16 protein-coding genes, 1 pseudogene and 1 other annotated feature are annotated in these 19,964 nt (G+C 38.9%); of the genes and pseudogenes, 16 read left to right on the top strand and 1 reads right to left on the bottom strand.

Annotated elements, in window-relative coordinates; genetic code table 11:
* Nucleotides 1-41 precede the first annotated feature (41 nt).
* A complete protein-coding gene (rlmD, locus tag BAOM_RS03130) occupies nucleotides 42-1,418 on the top strand; it encodes a 23S rRNA (uracil(1939)-C(5))-methyltransferase RlmD (protein ID WP_127759010.1) in 1,377 nt (458 codons plus the stop codon).
* A 20-nt stretch (nucleotides 1,419-1,438) separates the two neighbouring features.
* Here the strand turns inward: rlmD and BAOM_RS25440 are convergent.
* Nucleotides 1,439-1,582: pseudogene (locus BAOM_RS25440) on the bottom strand (DUF4368 domain-containing protein); the annotation flags it as partial.
* Nucleotides 1,583-1,865: 283 nt separating this feature from the next.
* Nucleotides 1,866-2,118 (top strand) — a binding site (T-box leader).
* A 68-nt stretch (nucleotides 2,119-2,186) separates the two neighbouring features.
* Between BAOM_RS25440 and BAOM_RS03140 the strand changes: the two are divergent.
* The 15 genes from BAOM_RS03140 (at nucleotide 2,187) to sfnG (ending at nucleotide 19,711) form a co-directional block, all read left to right on the top strand.
* Nucleotides 2,187-3,011: an ATP-grasp domain-containing protein gene (locus BAOM_RS03140; protein WP_127759012.1), complete on the top strand. Its 825-nt coding sequence runs from the start codon at nucleotides 2,187-2,189 to the stop codon at nucleotides 3,009-3,011.
* A 612-nt stretch (nucleotides 3,012-3,623) separates the two neighbouring features.
* On the top strand, nucleotides 3,624-5,147 hold the full coding sequence (locus BAOM_RS03145; protein WP_252282954.1) for an NADH dehydrogenase subunit 5: 1,524 nt from the start codon (nucleotides 3,624-3,626) through the stop codon (nucleotides 5,145-5,147).
* Nucleotides 5,144-7,756, top strand: a complete 2,613-nt coding sequence (locus BAOM_RS03150) for a DUF2309 domain-containing protein (protein ID WP_127759014.1) — start codon at nucleotides 5,144-5,146, stop codon at nucleotides 7,754-7,756. The genes BAOM_RS03145 and BAOM_RS03150 overlap by 4 nt, the downstream gene beginning before the upstream one ends.
* 185 nt (nucleotides 7,757-7,941) lie before the next feature.
* A complete protein-coding gene (locus BAOM_RS03155; RefSeq protein ID WP_127759015.1) occupies nucleotides 7,942-8,307 on the top strand; it encodes a Na-translocating system protein MpsC family protein in 366 nt (121 codons plus the stop codon).
* Between the two features lie 98 nt (nucleotides 8,308-8,405).
* Entirely contained in the window at nucleotides 8,406-8,900 is a 495-nt protein-coding gene (locus BAOM_RS03160) for a carbonic anhydrase (protein WP_127759016.1), read from the top strand.
* A gap of 726 nt (nucleotides 8,901-9,626) precedes the next feature.
* Complete coding sequence (locus BAOM_RS03165) at nucleotides 9,627-10,469, top strand: phosphate ABC transporter substrate-binding protein (protein WP_127759017.1); 843 nt, start codon at nucleotides 9,627-9,629, stop codon at nucleotides 10,467-10,469.
* Between the two features lie 78 nt (nucleotides 10,470-10,547).
* The gene (gene pstC, locus BAOM_RS03170; protein ID WP_127759018.1) at nucleotides 10,548-11,462 is read left to right on the top strand and encodes a phosphate ABC transporter permease subunit PstC; all 915 of its coding nucleotides are present in this window, start codon (nucleotides 10,548-10,550) and stop codon (nucleotides 11,460-11,462) included.
* A 1-nt stretch (nucleotide 11,463) separates the two neighbouring features.
* The gene (gene pstA, locus BAOM_RS03175) at nucleotides 11,464-12,288 is read left to right on the top strand and encodes a phosphate ABC transporter permease PstA (protein ID WP_127759019.1); all 825 of its coding nucleotides are present in this window, start codon (nucleotides 11,464-11,466) and stop codon (nucleotides 12,286-12,288) included.
* Between the two features lie 69 nt (nucleotides 12,289-12,357).
* On the top strand, nucleotides 12,358-13,128 hold the full coding sequence (gene pstB, locus BAOM_RS03180) for a phosphate ABC transporter ATP-binding protein PstB (protein WP_306821305.1): 771 nt from the start codon (nucleotides 12,358-12,360) through the stop codon (nucleotides 13,126-13,128).
* Between the two features lie 582 nt (nucleotides 13,129-13,710).
* Nucleotides 13,711-14,949, top strand: a complete 1,239-nt coding sequence (sstT, locus tag BAOM_RS03185; protein WP_127759021.1) for a serine/threonine transporter SstT — start codon at nucleotides 13,711-13,713, stop codon at nucleotides 14,947-14,949.
* A gap of 313 nt (nucleotides 14,950-15,262) precedes the next feature.
* The gene (locus BAOM_RS03190; protein ID WP_127759022.1) at nucleotides 15,263-15,661 is read left to right on the top strand and encodes a riboflavin kinase; all 399 of its coding nucleotides are present in this window, start codon (nucleotides 15,263-15,265) and stop codon (nucleotides 15,659-15,661) included.
* Between the two features lie 19 nt (nucleotides 15,662-15,680).
* Complete coding sequence (locus BAOM_RS03195) at nucleotides 15,681-15,956, top strand: hypothetical protein (RefSeq protein ID WP_127759023.1); 276 nt, start codon at nucleotides 15,681-15,683, stop codon at nucleotides 15,954-15,956.
* A gap of 127 nt (nucleotides 15,957-16,083) precedes the next feature.
* The gene (locus tag BAOM_RS03200) at nucleotides 16,084-17,262 is read left to right on the top strand and encodes an acyl-CoA dehydrogenase family protein (protein ID WP_127759024.1); all 1,179 of its coding nucleotides are present in this window, start codon (nucleotides 16,084-16,086) and stop codon (nucleotides 17,260-17,262) included.
* A 13-nt stretch (nucleotides 17,263-17,275) separates the two neighbouring features.
* A complete protein-coding gene (ssuD, locus tag BAOM_RS03205; protein ID WP_127759025.1) occupies nucleotides 17,276-18,400 on the top strand; it encodes an FMNH2-dependent alkanesulfonate monooxygenase in 1,125 nt (374 codons plus the stop codon).
* A gap of 228 nt (nucleotides 18,401-18,628) precedes the next feature.
* The gene (gene sfnG, locus BAOM_RS03210; protein WP_127759026.1) at nucleotides 18,629-19,711 is read left to right on the top strand and encodes a dimethylsulfone monooxygenase SfnG; all 1,083 of its coding nucleotides are present in this window, start codon (nucleotides 18,629-18,631) and stop codon (nucleotides 19,709-19,711) included.
* Nucleotides 19,712-19,964 lie beyond the last annotated feature (253 nt).

Raw genomic sequence — 19,964 nt, forward strand, 5'->3', positions numbered from 1 at the left:
CGCATATGCTTTTGAAGCATGGAAAAACGGAGTGAAAAGAAATGACAAACGATCAATTAGAAGTGAATCAAACGTTTCCCTTAACAATCAAACGACTCGGCATTAACGGAGAAGGAGTCGGTTATTTTAAAAAGAAAGTCGTCTTTGTTCCAGGTGCGTTACCAGGAGAAGAAATAGTTGCGGTTGCAACGCAAGTTCAACCTAAATTCTCTGAAGCAAAAATTAAAACGATTCGTAAATCATCACCACATCGCATTCAAGCACCATGTCCGATTTATGCGGAGTGCGGCGGCTGCCAGCTGCAACATTTAAGCTATAGCCAACAGCTCGTTGAAAAACGTGACATCGTCGTTCAGGCGATGGAACGATATACGAAAAATTCGATTTCTGCTTTAAATATTAAAGATACAATTGGCATGGAAGACCCGTGGAACTATCGCAACAAAAGCCAATATCAAGTTGGATTAAAAGAAGGCAAGCTCATTGCCGGCTTGTATGGAGTAAACTCACATTCTTTAATCGACATTCCAAATTGTCTCGTGCAGCATTCAGCAACAAATAAAGTAACGCGTACTGTTAAGAAAATTTTAAAAAACCTAAACATCCCTATTTATAACGAACGAAAGAATAAAGGGGTCATTAGAACGGTTATCACTCGCGTAGGTTTTGAAACAGGAGAGGTCCAAGTTGTCCTTGTAACGGGAACAGAAGACATTCCGCAAAAAGACAAGCTGATTAAACAAATTCGTGACCAACTTCCTGAAGTGAAATCCATTGTTCAAAACATTAACAATAAGAAAACATCGCTCATTTTTGGAGATAAAACGATCCACTTAGCTGGTGAAAAAGTCATCAATGAAATACTTGGCGATTTATCCTATGAACTATCAGCACGAACGTTCTTCCAACTGAACCCAATTCAAACTGTGAAGCTCTATGATGAAGTCAAAAAAGCAGCCGCATTGACAGGCGAAGAAAAAGTGATCGATGCGTATTGTGGAGTGGGAACAATTGGACTGTGGCTATCTCAAGAAGCAAAAGAAGTACGCGGCATGGATGTTATCAAAGAATCGATTGATGATGCTAAGAAAAATGCGAAACGTCATAACCGAAACAACGTTCGTTATGAAGTTGGCAAAGCGGAAAATGTGATGCCGCGCTGGATTAAAGAAGGTTGGAAGCCGGATGTTTTAGTCGTCGACCCGCCGAGAACAGGCTGCGACCAAAACTTACTGAACACGATTTTAAAAGTCAAACCGAAGAAAATTGTCTATGTATCCTGTAATCCATCAACCTTAGCGAAGGACATACATGAATTAAGCAAGCTGTACAAAGTGGAATATATGCAGCCTGTGGATATGTTTCCGCAGACGGCGCATGTGGAAGTTGTTTCACAGATAGTTTTAAAAAATGGTTGAGGGGATTAAAACCCTTCAACCTATGTGAATTTATAGTAAATCTTAACATCTTTAGTTTCAGTTACTTCAATTTTATCAACGAAACGCAGTAACATCTCTGAAGTTAAGGTATCAAATTTCAAATCGGGCATATGTTTGTAAGTAGCTATATGTCTTAGTATATTTGAATTTTTTTCTCGCGGGTCTTACAGAGACAACATATTCTGTGAGAGGCATCATAAATTGGTTAGGCATCCGGTAGGGTCTATTTTAAACGAATGGAACAGGTTAGTTTAAAAGTGCTGTTCAACAATAGGGCCAGTTTGTGGAGCAACACTTTTAAAGGGAATTGGATATTAAAGTGTTGAAGCAAATAATTGTATAAAGAAATTCAATAGACTTCCTTAAATATCCATTTGTTTTATTTTCTGATTAATATATAATAATGTCTAATTAATCCAATTGGATTTAAATTCTATGAAGAGAAAGAGTACGTTATTGTTTCTGTTCCAAAGAGAGCTGGTGTTTTGCTGAAAACCAGTGTTCAGATAATAACCGAAAATCATTTTCGAGAAGTAAAGCCGAATGTTTAGTAAGCTTTATCGGTTTCCTCCGTTATAAGGGACAACGTATGATTGTACGTTTGTAAAGGGTAGTAAAGTGTTATTCAAACATTTTATTAAACAAGAGTGGTACCGCGAGTTTCAATCTCGTCTCTTACTGAGACGGGATTTTTTATTTTTTAGGATGTTTTACAATAAAAGTTTAAGAAAAGCAGGTGAAGGCGTAATGAAGACACTACTATTTGTAACAGATTTATATTATGAAGCAAAAGGAAGAAACTATTATGAAGAGGATTTATTTCTAACTTCTAAACTTAGAGAAGCCTTTAATTTGGTCATCTGTCATCCTGAAGATATTGAAGCATTTGAAGATAATGCTGATTTAATTGTTTTCCGAAATGCAGGTCCAGTCGCAAATTTTAAAGACAAATATGAAGCATTCCGCAACCGAATTGTTTCTAAACATTTAAACACATATAATTCGTTTAATGGAAAGGCTGATATGAACGGAAAAGAATATTTAATTGAACTAACAAATGCTCATTTTCCTGTTATTCCAACGATTGATAACCTTGATTCCCTAAATAAACTTCCTAGTGTAGACACGTATATCGTAAAGCCGAAAGATGGAGCAGACTCTATCGGAATGGAATTTGTTACAAAAGATGAATTGAGTGAAAAAGTTAATTCGGAAACGAGAAATCCATTGGTACAACCATTTATCAATTTTGAATATGAAGTCTCATTTTATTTTATCGACAAAGAATTTCAGTATGCTCTTTATGCACCAGATAAAGATAAAAGATGGGAATTGAAAGAGTATGTATCTACGGAAGAAGATTTAGCTTTTGCTAAACGTTTCATCGACTGGAATAATCTTAACTGGGGGATTCAACGAGTTGATGCCTGTCGAAGCGAACAAGGGGAGCTTTTATTAGTCGAATTAGAAGATTTAAATCCCTATCTTTCCTTATTAGAATTATCTGAAGAGACACGTCAGAACTTTGTAGAAGCAATGAAAAAATCATTACAAAAAGCTCTTCAGATTTAAATTTTTACTGTTCTTATAGAACTATGCCAGCTAATATAAGCATCTTAGTTATTCCATTATAGGGCGCAATTCTGTAGTAAGATTTGTGCCCTTTCTTCATGTTTAGGGCCATTTTTTTGAATTAAAAGGAATCCTCGCAGTTCTGGGATTGAATGGAAATGAGGTTCTCGTTCCTGGAAATCCACCATAAGTAAACTTGGACTAAATTCTAACTTGACAGAATGTTTAATAAATAGTAATATATATACCATAAATTAATTGTTTAATTGATTTCTCTAAATAAATAGATTACTTTAGCATGAGGTTAATAACATTCTATTGACTATATGAAAAAGCAAATCTATAACAAAGAGAATAACCGTAATTGTTCTTCCTTATTGGAAGAAAGAAAATTATATAATTAGGTAGACTATTAAAAGGCCTGAATGGGCCCGTTAAAAGTAAACCGACAATTTTCAAAGTTTAATGGATGTAACCATTATGCTTAAAAAATTGTCGGTTTTTTTTTTTAAAAAGATAAAACAGAAAGGAATGTAGCGTAATGAAGGGAATCGGTCAAAGTCATATTTTTAGAATGATGGTTTCTTCCATACATCGATGGGGGGAAGTGAAATGTTAAGTTCTCTGCCAGAAATATTTTTTGGATTGCTTGCCATATCGGTGCTTAGCGGGCTATTCCTGTTACACCCAAGGGTTCCGCTGTCTTTTGTTCGGCTTCACGTCGGTGTCACATTGCTGCCCCCGGTCGCTGCTCTGCTGGCCCTTGTTACAAACCATGAGACCATGATTTATGGCCCTTGGCGGCTTGATTCCTTATCATGGCTGCTAGCTTTGTTTGTCCTTACAATCGGTTTTATCGTGCAGCGCTATTCTGTTCGTTACTTACTCGGTGATCGTTCTTATCGAAAATATTTTGCTCTGCTGACGATTACTACTACTGCTGATTCAGGTGTCTGGCTAAGTAATGACCTCCGCCTGCTGCTAGTTTGCTGGGGGGTTACACTCCTAGGACTGACTTTGCTTATAAGATTAAAAAAAGAGTGGAATGTTGCTAGAAACGCTGCTAAGCAATCCGGACGTCTGTTTGCACTAGGCTGGCTTATCCTGTTGGGAGCTATCATCTGGATTACCCAAGCTACGGGGCATTGGCAGCTGTCGCTCGTTCTCACCGAAAGCAGTCTTGCACAGCTTGATTCATGGGAAAAGACGTGTATTAATCTGCTGCTAATCTTGGCTGTCGTAATTCCGGCAGCACAATGGCCTTTCCAACGTTGGCTATTAGATTCGGTAGTTGCTCCAACGCCTGTCTCCGCGGTCATGCATGCAGGATTAGTGAATGCAGGAGGAATTATCTTGACTCGATTTTCACCGCTTTTTAGCGGAGATATAGCCCAAATTATTTTGCTTCTATTGTCCAGTGTTTCAGTCATGATTGGGACGGGAATTATGCTGGTTCACGTTGATTATAAACGGCAGCTGGTCGGTTCTACGATTGCGCAGATGGGGTTCATGTTAATCCAATGTGCATTAGGTGCTTATTTGGCAGCCATTATCCACGCTGTCTTACATGGTCTATTCAAATCAACCCTTTTCTTACAGGCTGGCTCTGTGCTTCATCACCACGAGGAGTCAACCTCTAGGAAGAACCAGTCAACACCATTAGTATGGACAATTACTGGCGGGATTTTAGGCCTCCTGGTGGCAATTGGTCTTTGGATGTCTGCTCCTGGAGAGGGTTATCAATTGATAAGCGCTCTTACTTTAGGATGGTCCGTTTCATTTGCCTGGGCCCAGCTCGTAGCTTTTGGATCCGGACGTATCGGGCGCATAGCAGGATTTTCTTTGCTTGCAGGAGCGGCTATTGTATACAGTTTGGTACATGATGCGTTTTATAGTGTGTTACAAGATACAATCCCGAAAGGAATTCAAACACCGGCACCAGCAGCCGTTTTGCTGCTGATTATCTTATTGGCCGGAAGTGCTGCAGGTGTATGGCTGGCTCGTCATCGTTCATCAAGTGCCTATGCTCTCATTTATCTTTGGCTTGTACGATTAGGTGAGCCCCAAAATGATTTGGTCGAAAGTCACCCTAAGCATTTGACACAATCATTCTTTAGAGGAGGTCATTTACGATGAATATACCATTAGAAAAAACATTACATTGGGAAAGTATTCCTGATACCCTCGATTTTGATCTTAATGACTTGGTGAAATCGGCCAGCAGTGTCATTGTACCGCTCGGGCCTATTAACACATTTGCAGCACGAAACCCCTGGGTAGGCTTGGAGAGACAAGCGTTTGAAAAAACGGCACGCTGGCTCAAAGATACTTGTGATGTAGATATCTACCCCAATGATTCCGTATTTCAGTCTGCACGGGATCGAGGGGAGATTCATCAGGATTTTTTAGAAAAGGAATTGCAGCATTGGCTAAACTCACAGTCTTTGGAGTTGCCGTGTGAGGTTGTAGAGCAGTTTTGCCGGGCCGCACTTTTACAGAACCAACCATGTTCAAGTACGTTGGAATCACCTGAGTTAAAAAGCATGGCAAGAAAACTAAGCCGTTTTACATCCCGCATGACAGAAAAACATTCGGTCAAAACCTATAGCCAGCGCTTGGAACAACTGGGAAGGGTGAATACAGCACACGAGTTAAACCGCCATATGATCAAGTGGTGTAAATTGTTTTTGGATAAGTCCCAGGCTGTCTGGTCGATGCCTAATCGGGAAGAAGGTTTCTATCATGCGTGGCGGAAACTAGCCCAGCATGACTCGGCACTTAGCCGTAAGGTACGTAAACAACTAAGTGAGTTGCCGGTAGAAGCAGAAGCTGCTTTAAAGGAAGTCTTGATTCTACTGGAAATTCCTTTCTCAGAAATCCAAGACTATTTAGAAGCGCATTTCCTTGCTTTGCCGGGCTGGGGGGGAATGATGCTTTGGCGCTCACAGCAATCAGCCGAAGAAACTTCACTGCTGCTTGACTATTTAGCTGTAAGAATTTCGATGGAATGGGCTTTAGTTAAACCCTATCTTCCTTTGCCTGAACAAAGAAATGAGAAAGTAAATCTAGAACCATTAATTGCAGCTTGGGCGGAATGGGGGAACCTGCCAATCAATGCTTGGTCACAGTTATCCTCTACAGAAATAAAGGCACGTTTGGCCCTTGCGTATCGTTTTGATAAGGTTCTGCGCAATCGGCTTTTGCTTGAAGCATGGGAAAAAACATATGAAGACCAATTGAAGACGATGATTACATCCCAACAGCCTGCTGCAGCGGCAGAAAATGTAAAGCCGGCACTCGCTCAATTTGTATTTTGTATTGATGTGCGTTCAGAGCCTTTTCGCCGCAAACTTGAAAAAGCAGGAGATTTTGAGACCTTTGGAACAGCAGGCTTTTTTGGATTGCCGATTGAAACTTGCGAGCTTGGCAGTAACCACACGCATAACTCTTTGCCGGTCATGTTTAAACCGCAATACAAAGTACAAGAGTTTGCAACAGAGCTTGAATCCTTTGAACAACGGACTCAGGCAGTCAACTCACTCGGTTATACATTTAAAACGATGAAACATAATTTGGTTTCCAGCATGGTGCTTCCGGAAATTAGCGGTCCTTGGCTCAGCCTGCAAACGTTGGCCCGCAGCTTTATGCCTCGGAGTGCAGGCCGGACATTAAGTAAATTACTCGAAACATGGCTGCATAAACCAGCCACGGAACTTACACTTGACTATACGCAACAATCGGAAACAGATTTGCCAATTGGATTTTCCATGAAAGAACAAGTACACTATGTACGGCAAGCACTAAAAACGATGGGGCTCACCGATCAATTTGCACCACTAGTGGTTATTTGCGGACATGGAAGTCATAGCACGAACAATCCATATCGTTCCGCACTCGACTGCGGTGCATGCGGAGGAGCATCAAGCGGATTCAATGCACGGGTGCTAGCAGCCCTGTGTAATCTTCCGGACGTAAGGAAGAGTCTTGAAACAGAGGGAATTATCATTCCAGAAGATACTGTTTTTACAGCCGCCGAGCATATTACCACACTTGATGAATTACGTTGGCTTTATGTTCCGGGACTATCAGCTAAAGCGAAGGAAGCGTTTAAACGTGTTCAAGCCGAGTTGCCAAAGGTGAGTGAGGAAGCCAATGCCGAGCGGATTTCGCAGTTACCAAATATCGGAACCTATCTTAAGGATCCGAAGGCTGAGGCGCAGCGCCTTTCAGAAGATTGGAGTGAGGTCCGTCCGGAATGGGGCTTGGCACGTAACGCTGCATTTATCATTGGGGAACGCGGGCTGACGCAAGGCTGTAATCTGGAAGGAAGAACTTTCCTCCACAATTATAACTGGAAGAAGGATAAAAACGGTGATATTCTCGCCAGCATTATTTCCGGGCCGGCAACGGTAACTCAATGGATTAACCTGCAATATTATGCATCTACTGTTGCCCCTCATTATTATGGAAGCGGGAATAAAACAACCCAAACTGTGACAGCCGGTCTTGGGGTCATGCAGGGGAATGCCAGTGACTTATTATCCGGACTTCCTTGGCAGTCTGTTATGAAATCGGATGACGAGGCATATCATGAGCCACTGCGTTTGCTGGTGGTCATCCAAGCACCGAGGGGCTATGTGAAACGGATGCTGGACCACAATCATGACTTTCATCAAAAAGTGAAAAATGGATGGATTCGGCTTGCGTCCATTGATCCAGAAGGATACTGGGAGAGTTGGTCTTAACCTCTTTCCCGGTTTATATATATCCTTGTGTGAGGCTGCTTTCCTTTCCGGCGCTTTTGCAGCAATGGTATAAAGCTTTCTGAAAGAAAGTCGTCACATGGGTGGAAAAGATTGTTTTTTAGAATATTATAGGTAATATTTGGTCATCTATGAATGTAACTTTGAAAAAAGGAAAAGGGATCGGTATGGAAAAAACAAAAGGAACAATTGAAGCTGAAATAAGCAAAGCTTTAACACATTGGGAGAAAACCTATCTTGGACGAGGCTCCGTATCTGTTAAATCGGATATCTTACGGGATATGGTGATTGTAACACTCCGCGGTATACTAACTGCTGCTGAATATACAGTATGTCTGGATAAGGAAGGATTGTTATCGGTAAAAGAACATCGCAACAGTTTAGTGGAATCTGGTCTGGATGGTTTAAAAGAAATTATCTTAACGATAACAGGGGAAGAAGTAGTAGGTTTTCACACCGATCTTAGTACACAAACTGGAGAACGAGTAATGGTCTTTAAGCTTTCCAGTGACCTGCAAAGCAAATTAGGTTAAAAACAAAAGGATCTATTCGGACTCGCGCATTTTTCATATAAGAAAGAGTCAGGAAACGTATTTAGAGCAAAATTCAGAAAAATTATGGGGTGAATTGGATGTCTAGAGATGAAGAGAAAAAAGTACTATTTGTGATTGGAACCGAGCAGAAATTAGAACGATTCATTAAAGAAGAAACCAATGTCAATCCGGAAAACATGATCATCTTACAAACATATCAGCCAGTCGTTTCATACCCATTCGACGATTTGATGAGGGACATCATTATTGCTGTGTACCAGGATAATGTTGATGAAATCGTTGTGGTCTCCACAAACGATGATCAAAAGAATACTGAGGATATACTGAACAAAATATATAAAAACAAAGAATTGCAGGACAAGATTCAAACATTAGATTATCTTTTTAAAAATTGCATGCCGGAATTTCCTGAGGGTACGGTAAGTTCATGGCTACATGGAGGCGAAACTTTAACGGATAGCGTACAAAAAACTGTCAACATCATACGCAATCATCCGCTGCTGCCGTCACATGTTAAGGTCAAAGAATTATATGTTGATCAGGCGAATGAAAAGCTATCAGAAATGGTCTAAGAGACTATTGCTTATGTATATAATGAAATAAAAGTCTTAATTCCTCCAAATTATAGGGATTAAGACTTTTTGTTTTGTAGTTTAATTATTGTGACAGTAATTAAACTATTATTGAATTTATTTTGATAGCCAGCTGCTCATACTAACTCATGTGCCTTTTTCACGAATACAGCGGTCTGAATGTATCGACCATAACAGCAAGTTCCTGTGTTTCTTTTTTCCTATACTTGCTTCAATCAACTAATCGTTTAATGCTAGGTATTCATAACGTATCATTTCATTTTGAGTTCGCCATTCGTCTTTAGTGAAATGGCCATCGTTCAACATATCTAAGAGAGTACTTTGTTTAGTAATTAGTTGTTGAAGGGGGGATTTCCTATATATTCACTGTTAAGCTCCCCAGACAAAAAAAGCCGGTAAACACATATGGAGTAAGGTTTTGTTTCTTCCTTATTCATTAAGACGATTAAAAAACTTAAACAGGTTAACTACTACTTGTATTAGTTAACCTGTTTAAGTTTTTTTAAATTTAGCTATAGAATCTAATATCTTTACCATATCTTTACATAATTTCACTATATGTTTACTGTGTTTTAACCCGCGATTAATAGAATTTACAAAACCTTTACAAAGAATCCATAGAGCATTAACATCGTGTGTTTATTCTTAGGGTAGAAAAAATACGACAAAGAGAAGTGGCCAATAGATTATCTTGGAGGTATAGAAATGAGGTTTATAAGAGAAGCGACGATAGGATTATTGGTACTATCCTTAGCTGCTGTATTATCAGCATGTGGTATTAGTAATGATAGTGAAACAGAATCGTCCAATGATAGTAAAGGTACCCTATCTATTTCAGGATCCACATCTGTAGGGCCTTTAGCTGAAAAACTAGCAGTTAAATATGAAGAAAAAAATAAAGTGAATATAGAAGTAAATCAAATAGGTTCTTCTGCTGGCATAACAAACGCAACAAGTGGTGTATCAGAGATTGGGATGTCTTCGCGTGATTTAAAAGAAGAAGAAAAGGCTAATGGTTTGAATGAAGTAGTCATTGCTTATGATGGAATCGTGGTGGTCACTCACCCAAGCAATAAAGTGAAAAATCTTACTATGGAGCAAGTGAAGCAAATTTTTACCGGAGAGGTTACGAACTGGAAGGAGCTTGGAGGAGATGACATGGAAATTGTGGTTGTTTCCCGTGAAGATGGCTCAGGTTCACGTGATGCATTTCAAGAAATCGTAGGGTACACTTCAGGGGAATTAGTAAGAAGTTCCATAGTTGCGAGCGGTAACGGTAATATAAAAACAACTGTTGCGACGAATAAGCATGCAGTAGGCTTTATTTCATTTGAATATATTGATGACTCTATTTCCACTGTAAAGATTAATGGAGTAGAGGCTACAGCGGAAAATGTTCTGCAGCAAAAATACAGCTTGTCACGACCGTTCTTGTTTGTCTATAAGAAAGAGAATTTAACGGATGGTGGACAACAATTTATTGACTATATTTTGAGTCAAGAGGGGCAAGCTATTGTGTCAGAAACAGGAGCTATACCAATAAAATAATGAACATTCATGGATGTACTAGTTAACGCACGTTGGAAATAACCATCATGTGTAAAAGCAATCTTGGAGGAATGAAGCATGCCAAGCCCACTTACTGAAAAACAAACGTTAGAAATCGGAAAATCAAATAAAAGGAAGTATATGCTCGAGAAGTTATCAGCAAGAATTTTTCTGTTTTGTGCACTTCTTTCAGTACTCAGTTTATTGTTAATCGTTGGATTTGTATTTTATAAAGGCTCACATCCATTTGTAGCAGAGGGATATAGCTTTATTGACTTTGTTTTTGGAGTGGATTGGGTGCCAAGTGAAGATAAATTTGGGATCTTTCCAATGATTGTTGCATCCATATTCGCCACATTTGGTGCATTAATTATCGGAGTTCCTATCGGGCTGTTTACAGCCATTTTCTTAGCAGAAATTGCACCAAAAAGCATAGCAAAAATCATTTCACCGGCCGTGCAGCTGCTGGCAGGTATTCCATCTGTTTTATATGGTGTATTCGGCCTTGCTATCATCGTCCCTTTCTTACAAAATAATTTAGGCTTAGCGAAAGGGCAAAGTTTATTAGCTATCATTCTCGTTTTAGCCATTATGATGCTGCCAACGATTGTGACTGTAGCTGAAACAGCTATTCGTGCTGTTCCGAAAACGTATCGTGAAGGGTCATTGGCACTCGGAGCATCTCAAATCGGAACTATTTTTAAAGTAGTGGTACCCGCAGCTAAATCAGGAATTATGGCAGCAATTGTACTAGGTTTAGGGAGAGCAATTGGAGAAACGATGGCTGTTATATTGGTAGCGGGAAACAGTCTCATCATTCCTACTAGTTTAACAGACAGTGTTCGTCCATTAACTACAAATATCGCATTAGAAATGGGATATGCGTTCGGAACGCATCAAGAAATGCTGTTTGCAACAGGTATTGTTTTATTCTCCTTTATCTTGTTATTAAACTTTGTATTAGCAAAAATCAGTTCGAAAGGTGGTAATTAAGTTGAGAAAGTTTAAGGATAACTTGTTGCGCGGACTTCTGTGGTTTTCAGCTTTCTTAACAGTTGCCGTCCTCGTAACGATTGTTGGATATATTTTTTATAAAGGATATCGTTTAATAAACTTCGATTTTATCTTTGGCGATTATTCACCGGCAGGAGATGGCGGGATTTGGCCGATGATTGTTACAACCATATACACAATCGCTATTTCGTTATTAATAGCAACACCAATTGGGATTTTGGCTGCTGTATATTTGCAAGAGTATGCTAAGCAGGGCCGATTAGTAAAAATGATTCGTTTTGCTACAGAGAGCTTAACAGGGATACCTTCGATTATTTATGGATTATTCGGAGCCGTATTCTTTGTAACCACATTAAAGTTAGGCATGTCGATTATTGCTGCTTCATTAACATTAACTATTATCGTACTGCCTGTCATCATCCGTACAACAGAGGAGGCTTTAAAAACGGTTCCTCATTCGTATCGGGAAGGGTCTCTAGCTTTGGGAACAACGAAGCTGCAAACTTTATATAAAGTGATTTTACCAAGTGCGATGCCGGGGATATTATCTGGAATTATTCTCTCAATCGGAAGGATTGTTGGTGAATCGGCTGCGATATTTTTAACTGCTGGAACGGTAGCTGCGATGCCAGAAAGTATTTTCTCATCGGCAAGAACGTTAACGGTGCATTCATATTTGGTTACACAAGAGTCCGGAGATATTGAACTTGCCGCTGCCGTTGGAATCGTATTAATTGTTATCATTTTGGTTCTCAACCTTTCGGCGACGTTTATATCAAAAAAGTTAAATAAAGCTGACTATTAAATGGGGTGTATGTTAATGAGTACAACAGTGATTGAACGTAATAATGCAGAGAAGGGGAATCTTTCACAAATGAAGCAGCATTCAGGAGAGGCAGCGAAAATTAGTGTAACAGACTTGAATTTGTTCTATGGAGAAAAACAGGCACTCTATAACGTATCATTAGATATACAAGAGAAGGAAGTTACAGCTTTAATTGGTCCTTCTGGCTGTGGTAAATCAACTTTTTTACGAACACTAAACCGTATGAATGATTTGATTGATGGTGTGAAGATTACCGGTGATATTGTCGTCGATAATGAAAACATATACCGATCCAATGATGTGATTAAGTTACGAACGAAGGTAGGTATGGTATTTCAAAAGCCAAATCTATTCCCTATGAGTATTTATGATAATGTAGCGTATGGTCCCCGGATGCAGGGAATTAAAAATAAAAAAGAATTGAATAAGATTGTTGAAGAGAGCTTACGTGGTGCGGCAATCTGGGACGAAGTGAAAGATCGCCTTAAAACATCAGCACTCGGGCTATCAGGCGGTCAGCAGCAACGTGTTTGTATCGCACGTGCAATTGCCATGAAACCAGAAATCATTTTAATGGATGAGCCTACTTCAGCATTAGATCCAATCTCAACGTTAAAGGTAGAAGAATTGATTACACACATGAAAAAGGATTATACCATCGTCATTGTTACACATAATATGCAGCAAGCAGCACGTGTATCTGATAAAACTGCTTTTTTCTTAAACGGTGAAATTATTGAATATGATGAAACAGATCATATCTTTTCTATGCCAAAGGATCAGAGAACGAAAGATTATGTTACTGGCCGATTCGGTTAAATGGACCATAGAAAAGGGTGTTTTGTGAAATCTTTGAGAATGGTTTTTTATAAGATCCTTTAGACAAGTTATTTCGTTAAACAGTTTGTTAGGCATGAACTCGGAAGTTATATTGGGTTCATGCCTTTTCATTTAGATAAAAGTTTTGAAAATTATAATATTTCCCAATAAAGAAAATAATATTGTAATATAACAAGAAAGTCAGTATAATAATATTTGTTAGAAATACAGTTGTCTTTATATCGTGGAATAAGGTAGGGATTGTCATCCATTGAAGAAATGAATCAGCTAAAAGCTTATTTAATGAATGACTTTATTAAACAGTGTCCTATAACAGGGCCTAATGAATAATTGACCTCTATTAGAGATAGACCCTTTGGAGGGACTCTGAAAGAGCACCAAAGGCGAAAATCAAAAGCCAAACTCTAGGACTAGGGTTGGTACATATCTAATAAAAGCCATTTATTGTATTCGGTTGTATCTTTTTTGTAATAGGTTTAATTCTATCGCAAGGTTATGAGAAAGGAATAGCTCAATATTAAAAACGCTACAATTTTATCTTAGACTAGTGGGGGAACATTTATGAAAAGCATATTGAAAAAGTGGGGTCAATTGGGTCTGGTAAAACAAATAATTGTAGGTTTGGTTATTGGTATTATCTTGGCTATAACGATTCCAGAAGCAGCAAAACCTGTTGCACTTTTAGGCTCTTTATTTGTAGGTGCTCTGAAAGCGATTGCACCTGTGTTGGTACTCTTCTTGGTTATGTCGGCCATCGCTCAACATAAGAGTGGTCACAAAACGAATATGAAATCCGTTATTTTCTTATACCTGTTAGGAACTTTTTTAGCTGGATTAATCGCTGTTATTGTAAGTTTTATTTTTCCTGTAGGGTTAACACTTACAAAGGGTGCTGAGGGTGTGACGCCTCCTAGCGGTGTTGTAGAGGTTCTCAAATCATTACTGCTGAGCGTTGTTGATAATCCAGTTAGTGCAATCTCTAATGCGAACTACATCGGTATTTTAGCTTGGGCGATACTTCTTGGTTTGGCTTTAAGAAGTGCCGCTGATACGACAAAAACGATGATTGCTAATTTTTCAGATGCTGTTTCGAAATTGGTTACATGGGTTATTAAGTTGGCGCCATTAGGAATCATGGGTCTAGTATTTGAGTCTATTACTGCAAATGGACTTGAGGCGTTACTAGGCTATGGGAAATTGCTTGCTATTTTAATTGGCTGTATGCTCTTTGTGGCGTTGGTTATCAACCCAATCATTGTGTTTGTCTATATAAAACAAAATCCTTACCCGCTTGTTTTTAAGTGCTTAAAGGAAAGCGCCATTACAGCATTCTTTACACGTAGCTCAGCTTCTAATATTCCTGTCAATATGAGATTATGTGAAAATCTAGGTTTGAATAAGGATAGTTATTCAGTATCCATTCCATTAGGCGCAACCATCAATATGGCTGGTGCTGCTGTTACTATTTCTGTTTTGACACTTGCAGCGGTTCATACACTTGGTATTCAAGTGGACATCCCTACAGCAATCATTCTTAGCGTATTGTCAGCTGTATGTGCTTGCGGTGCTTCAGGAGTTGCTGGTGGATCTTTATTACTGATTCCTCTAGCATGCAGCTTATTTGGAATCCCAGCTGAGATTGCTATGCAGGTAGTTGGAGTAGGCTTTATCATCGGTGTTTTACAAGACTCTTTTGAAACGGCACTTAACTCATCTACAGACGTACTGTTCACAGCAGCGGCTGAATTTAAAGAGTGGCGTAAAGAAGGAAAAACAATAGATATTAACAAAGCAGCATAAAGAAGAAATCTTCTTAATCTGCGATGGAATTGCACTTCAATGGTTAGAATCGACTAACCATTGAAGTGCAGTTTTTTTGTTTTCCGCTTATGCAATTATATGATTAGTGACTTTATATAGCTTATCCTTTTTTCATGTTTTAAATTTAAATAAATTCAAATTTTTCTGTAAAATACACTTGACTACTAGGAATAATAGGTATTATAGTATTAACAAATATAATATTAGACCGACTAGACAACTAGAGGCTTTCTAAGTATTTGCTTAGGAGGCCTCTGTCTTTTTTATAAAACATTTTCACAAGGAGGTTCATATGAACGCATTACGTCAGTATGTTGATCATTTTATTGTTGGCCAGGTTGAGAAAGGGAAGCAGCTCGGAAGAACGATAGGGTTTCCGACAGCCAATTTGAATATTGCAAACAATGTCTTCTTAGAAAGTGGAGTTTATGGTGTATACGTGTATTATCAGTCAAAAAAATATTTAGGTATGATGAACGTTGGGAATCGCCCTTCTTTTAACGATGGTAACCATCAAACAATCGAAGTTCATATCATCGATTTTAATGAATATATTTATGATGAAATTTTAACAGTGGAAATAATGTTTTATATTCGAAAGGAGAAAAAGTTTAACCAATTACAAGATCTAATTTCTCAATTAAAGGCTGATAAATTTTATGCTCGTAAGCAATTTCATTTACTTAAATAACATATGGGAAGAGGAAATTATGGATAAGTTTGAAAAAGTTTGTCATGTACCTGATTTGAAATTCACTCAATTTTGCGAACAACATTTTTCTCTGAATAAAGGAATTTATAATACGATTGACCTTTGGTTTTATAATAGAGGATTAACTAATATTTTGAATAGAAGAAAAGTTATGTTGCGATTTATGATTTTTAGTTGTACGGATGAAGCAAAGGTAAAATTTGGACCAGGTGGTTTGACAAGAAAGCTAGAAGATTTTTGGTATCAAGCAAATGAGGTGTTACAAGAAAATTAGGAACTACTATAGCTACAATTCCTAGTTAGTCCATATATATAGTGTGTATTATGTAGCTAGTTAGACAATTGAAGGTCCTATTGATATGAAATGACAAGGACTTTTGCATAAGAGGGAAGGGGTTTCCATGCTAATTGAAAAAGCACAAAAACTACAAGATATAGTGAAATCATTAACAGAAGAATTTGCAAAAACAGCAAGCGAACGAGATAAGCGTGGCGGTACTGCGAAAGAGGAGCGTGACCTCATTCGTCACAGTGGGTTACTCCGTTTAACAGCCCCTAAAAAATACGGTGGTTACGGAGAGAATTGGAAAAGAGTTTTACGTATTACACGTGAAATGGCTAAAGTAGATAGTTCGGTAGCTCATTTATTTGGTTATCATTTTTTATGTCTTGCTTCCGTTGAGCTATATGGTACACCAGAACAAGTTGAGCAGTTTACAAAGGAAACAGCAGAAAACAATTATTTCTGGGGGAATGCGTTTAATCCTCTTGATACTCATGTAACTGCTACAAAGGGAGATAACGGATGGATCATTAATGGTCAAAAAAGCTTTTGCTCTGGTGCAGCAGATTCAGATAGGTTACTCATTTCTGCTCAAAAGGATGACGGTTCTGGTGTCTTAATTGCTGTCATTCCGACAAATCGCGGAGGTATTTTGTTGGGGCATGATTGGGATAGCTTTGGACAGCGTCAGACGGATAGTGGTTCTGTGACCTTTGAACATGTAATTGTACATGATACAGAGGTACTTGATGCTTACGAAGCGACTGATAGCAACTTATTCGCTACAGTACGTACGCATATTGCTCAGTCTATTTTGATTCACGTTTTACTTGGGACAGCTGAAGGTGCGTTTGCAGCTGCCAAAGACTATACAAAAACGAAGACGCGTCCGTGGGTGACATCTCATGTTGATGCAGCAATAAATGATCCGTACAACATTTATCACTACGGTGACTTATTTGTCCAATTGAAGGCTGCGGATGCTCTTGTACATATTTCTAATGAGATATTGGAAAATACATGGGCGCTAAAAACTAGCATTACGGAAGAACAGCGTGGGGAATGTAGTATCGCTGTTGCCACTGCGAAAGTGCAAGTCGTACAAACGGCGCTTGATGTGACAAGTCGGGTGTTCCAAATGATGGGGGCTCGGGCAACTTCAGCGCAATATAACTTTGATCGCTACTGGCGTAATGTACGTACCCATACATTACATGACCCGATTGACTATAAAATTCGTGATCTTGGTCAGTATACTTTAAATAACCAATACCCAGAAATTTCAGCGTATTCATAAGGAGGAAGTGTTAATGGAAATCTTTTGGTTTATCCCGACGAATGGTGACTTTCGCCAATTAAATAATAATGAAGGTTCACGTCCCGCAACATATAACTATTGTAAGCAAATTGCAGAAGCAGTAGATGATTTAGGCTATACAGGTGTTTTAATTCCAACGGGAAAAACGTGTGAAGAAGGATTTATTGTCGCCTCGACACTCGTACCTGTAACAAAAAATCTAAAGTATCTAGTAGCGGTACGCCCGGGTTTAATGTCACCAAGCTTTGCGGCACGTATGTCTGCAACATTAGATCGATTTTCTGATGGTCGATTATTAATTAATGTTGTTGCTGGGGGTGACCCAATAGAACTGGCAGGAGAAGGTGTATTTTTAGATCACGACGAACGCTATGAGTTAACAGATGAGTTTTTAAAAATTTGGCGTCAATTATTTACAGAAGAAGAAGTCAATTTAAAAGGAGAGTATTTACAAATCGAAGGGGGTCAATTACCATACCCTACGATTCAAAAACCATATCCGCCATTATACTTCGGAGGCTCTTCACCCGTTGCAATGGATGTGGCTGCAGAGCATGTCGATGTATATTTAACATGGGGTGAGCCGCCAGCTAAGGTGGAGGAAAAAATTAATAAAATGCGTGAGCTCGCAGCAACGCAAGGAAGAACATTAAAATTTGGCATACGACTACACGTCATTGTACGTCCAACGGAAGAGGAAGCATGGGAAGCGGCTAATAAGCTCATTGAACACGTGGATGACGAAACCATTGCACAAGCGCAAAAAGTATTTAAGCGTATGGATTCAGAAGGTCAACGCTTAATGACGAGTCTGCATGAAGGAGACCGTGCTCAACTAGAAGTGAGTCCAAATTTATGGGCCGGAGTAGGATTGGTGCGAACAGGTGCAGGTACAGCACTTGTAGGCGATCCCGATACGGTTGCTGCACGTATAAAAGAATACGCCGATTTAGGCATCGAAACGTTTATTCTATCAGGTTATCCACATTTAGAAGAAGCCTATACAACAGCCGAATTATTATTCCCTAAACTTCCAATAGAAAGAAAGGATACGTCGAACCAACGAACATTCCTTAGTCCATTCGGTGGGGATATTAAACCAGCCGTTGTTAAATAACAGGCCTATGAAATAGAATTAGTCTGCTAGAAGCTAGAGGTTGTATATAAATCCAATTTGATTTTCTCACATTCTCCTATCTAGGAGCCAAAAATCAACAATCCTATGTCTATTTAACAAGTTGAATAAATATTGCTTACTGGACCACCAGAGGCTCATGTTGATTCCTTTCGCTAAGGATTCTGATGTGAGTCTCTTTTTTATTCTAAAAATGAAGGAGGAACTATTATGAGTTTACAATTTGCTTATTGGGCGCCAAACGTTAGTGGAGGTCTAGTCGTCTCTCAATTACCACAAAAAACAGGCTGGTCATTTGAAGATAATAAGCGCTACGCTCAAATTGCTGAAGAAATTGGCTTCGATTATGTCCTATTGCAAACAAGGTTTTTCGCAAGCTATGGCGCTGAAAATCAATTAGAGGCTTCTGCGCTTGCTTCTGCACTTGCCGCTTCAACAGAAAAATTGAACATTATTACAGCTGTTCTACCGGGTCTATGGCATCCAGGAGTTATAGCGAAAATTATCTCAACGATTGATCATATTAGCAATGGTCGTGCTGCTATTAATATTGTCAGCGGCTGGTTTAAAGGTGAATTTCAGGGCTACGGAGAACCGTGGTTGGATCATGATGAACGCTATCGCCGCTCTGAAGAATTTATCGAAGTTCTTCAAGAAATGTGGACAAAAGAAAAGGCGAATTATCGAGGGGATTTTTACCGATTGAATGATGCACCATTAAAGCCCAAACCTATTAATCCGCCAAAAATCTTTCAAGGAGGGAATTCTAAAGCAGCCAAAGAAATGGCTGGACGCGTTTCCGATGTATATTTTATGAATGGGGGCTCCCTTGAAAAAATTAAGGAACAAATTGATGAAGTAAAAGCATTGAGAAAGGCTAGCGGTAAAGGTGACATCCAGTTTGGGGTTAATGGTTTCGTCATTGTCCGTGATACAGAAGAAGAGGCAAGACAAGTGTTACGCGATATTGTGGAAAATGCGCATAAAGAAGCGGTTGAAGGATTCAGAAGCTCAGTTCAAACCGCGGGGGCAGCCTCGCCTGAAGGAAAAGGGATGTGGGCGGAATCCACTTTTGAAGATCTTGTACAATATAATGACGGTTTTAAAACAGGACTCATTGGAACGGCTGAACAAGTGGCTGACCGCATCCTTGAATTGAAAAAAATTGGCGTTGATATCGTACTTACAGGGTTTCTTCACTATGAAGAAGACCTAAGAGCATTTGGTGAAAAGGTCATTCCCATTGTTAGAGAAAAAGAAAAAAGAATTAGTAGTTTGCTAGAAATAAACTAAACTTACTATTAGTAAAGGTTTTTCTCATTCTTTACTGATAATTAGTCACTTGGTCAGAATTTGGCTGTGAAAGCACTATAAATAACTGTTGTAGCGTGAATAGAGTTTAATCAAAAACCCTGTGTTAAATATGCAGGGTTTTTTTGTTGTGCAATTGGGTGCTTTAATGAATAGCTGTCGTTCAATCAAAATGGAATATAGCCTTTCTATCACTGGAAATTATCTGGATTTTCAAAATATTTCGAATTATCGT

Source organism: Peribacillus asahii, assembly GCF_004006295.1.
Lineage (GTDB): Bacteria > Bacillota > Bacilli > Bacillales > DSM-1321 > Peribacillus > Peribacillus asahii_A.

Coding starts and splice junctions, on each gene's coding strand:
- rlmD (WP_127759010.1), top strand. CDS start 42: ATGACAAACGATCAATTAGAAGTGAATCAAACGTTTCCCTTAACAATC.
- BAOM_RS03140 (WP_127759012.1), top strand. CDS start 2,187: ATGAAGACACTACTATTTGTAACAGATTTATATTATGAAGCAAAAGGA.
- BAOM_RS03145 (WP_252282954.1), top strand. CDS start 3,624: ATGTTAAGTTCTCTGCCAGAAATATTTTTTGGATTGCTTGCCATATCG.
- BAOM_RS03150 (WP_127759014.1), top strand. CDS start 5,144: ATGAATATACCATTAGAAAAAACATTACATTGGGAAAGTATTCCTGAT.
- BAOM_RS03155 (WP_127759015.1), top strand. CDS start 7,942: ATGGAAAAAACAAAAGGAACAATTGAAGCTGAAATAAGCAAAGCTTTA.
- BAOM_RS03160 (WP_127759016.1), top strand. CDS start 8,406: ATGTCTAGAGATGAAGAGAAAAAAGTACTATTTGTGATTGGAACCGAG.
- BAOM_RS03165 (WP_127759017.1), top strand. CDS start 9,627: ATGAGGTTTATAAGAGAAGCGACGATAGGATTATTGGTACTATCCTTA.
- pstC (WP_127759018.1), top strand. CDS start 10,548: ATGCCAAGCCCACTTACTGAAAAACAAACGTTAGAAATCGGAAAATCA.
- pstB (WP_306821305.1), top strand. CDS start 12,358: ATGAAGCAGCATTCAGGAGAGGCAGCGAAAATTAGTGTAACAGACTTG.
- sstT (WP_127759021.1), top strand. CDS start 13,711: ATGAAAAGCATATTGAAAAAGTGGGGTCAATTGGGTCTGGTAAAACAA.
- BAOM_RS03190 (WP_127759022.1), top strand. CDS start 15,263: ATGAACGCATTACGTCAGTATGTTGATCATTTTATTGTTGGCCAGGTT.
- BAOM_RS03195 (WP_127759023.1), top strand. CDS start 15,681: ATGGATAAGTTTGAAAAAGTTTGTCATGTACCTGATTTGAAATTCACT.
- BAOM_RS03200 (WP_127759024.1), top strand. CDS start 16,084: ATGCTAATTGAAAAAGCACAAAAACTACAAGATATAGTGAAATCATTA.
- ssuD (WP_127759025.1), top strand. CDS start 17,276: ATGGAAATCTTTTGGTTTATCCCGACGAATGGTGACTTTCGCCAATTA.
- sfnG (WP_127759026.1), top strand. CDS start 18,629: ATGAGTTTACAATTTGCTTATTGGGCGCCAAACGTTAGTGGAGGTCTA.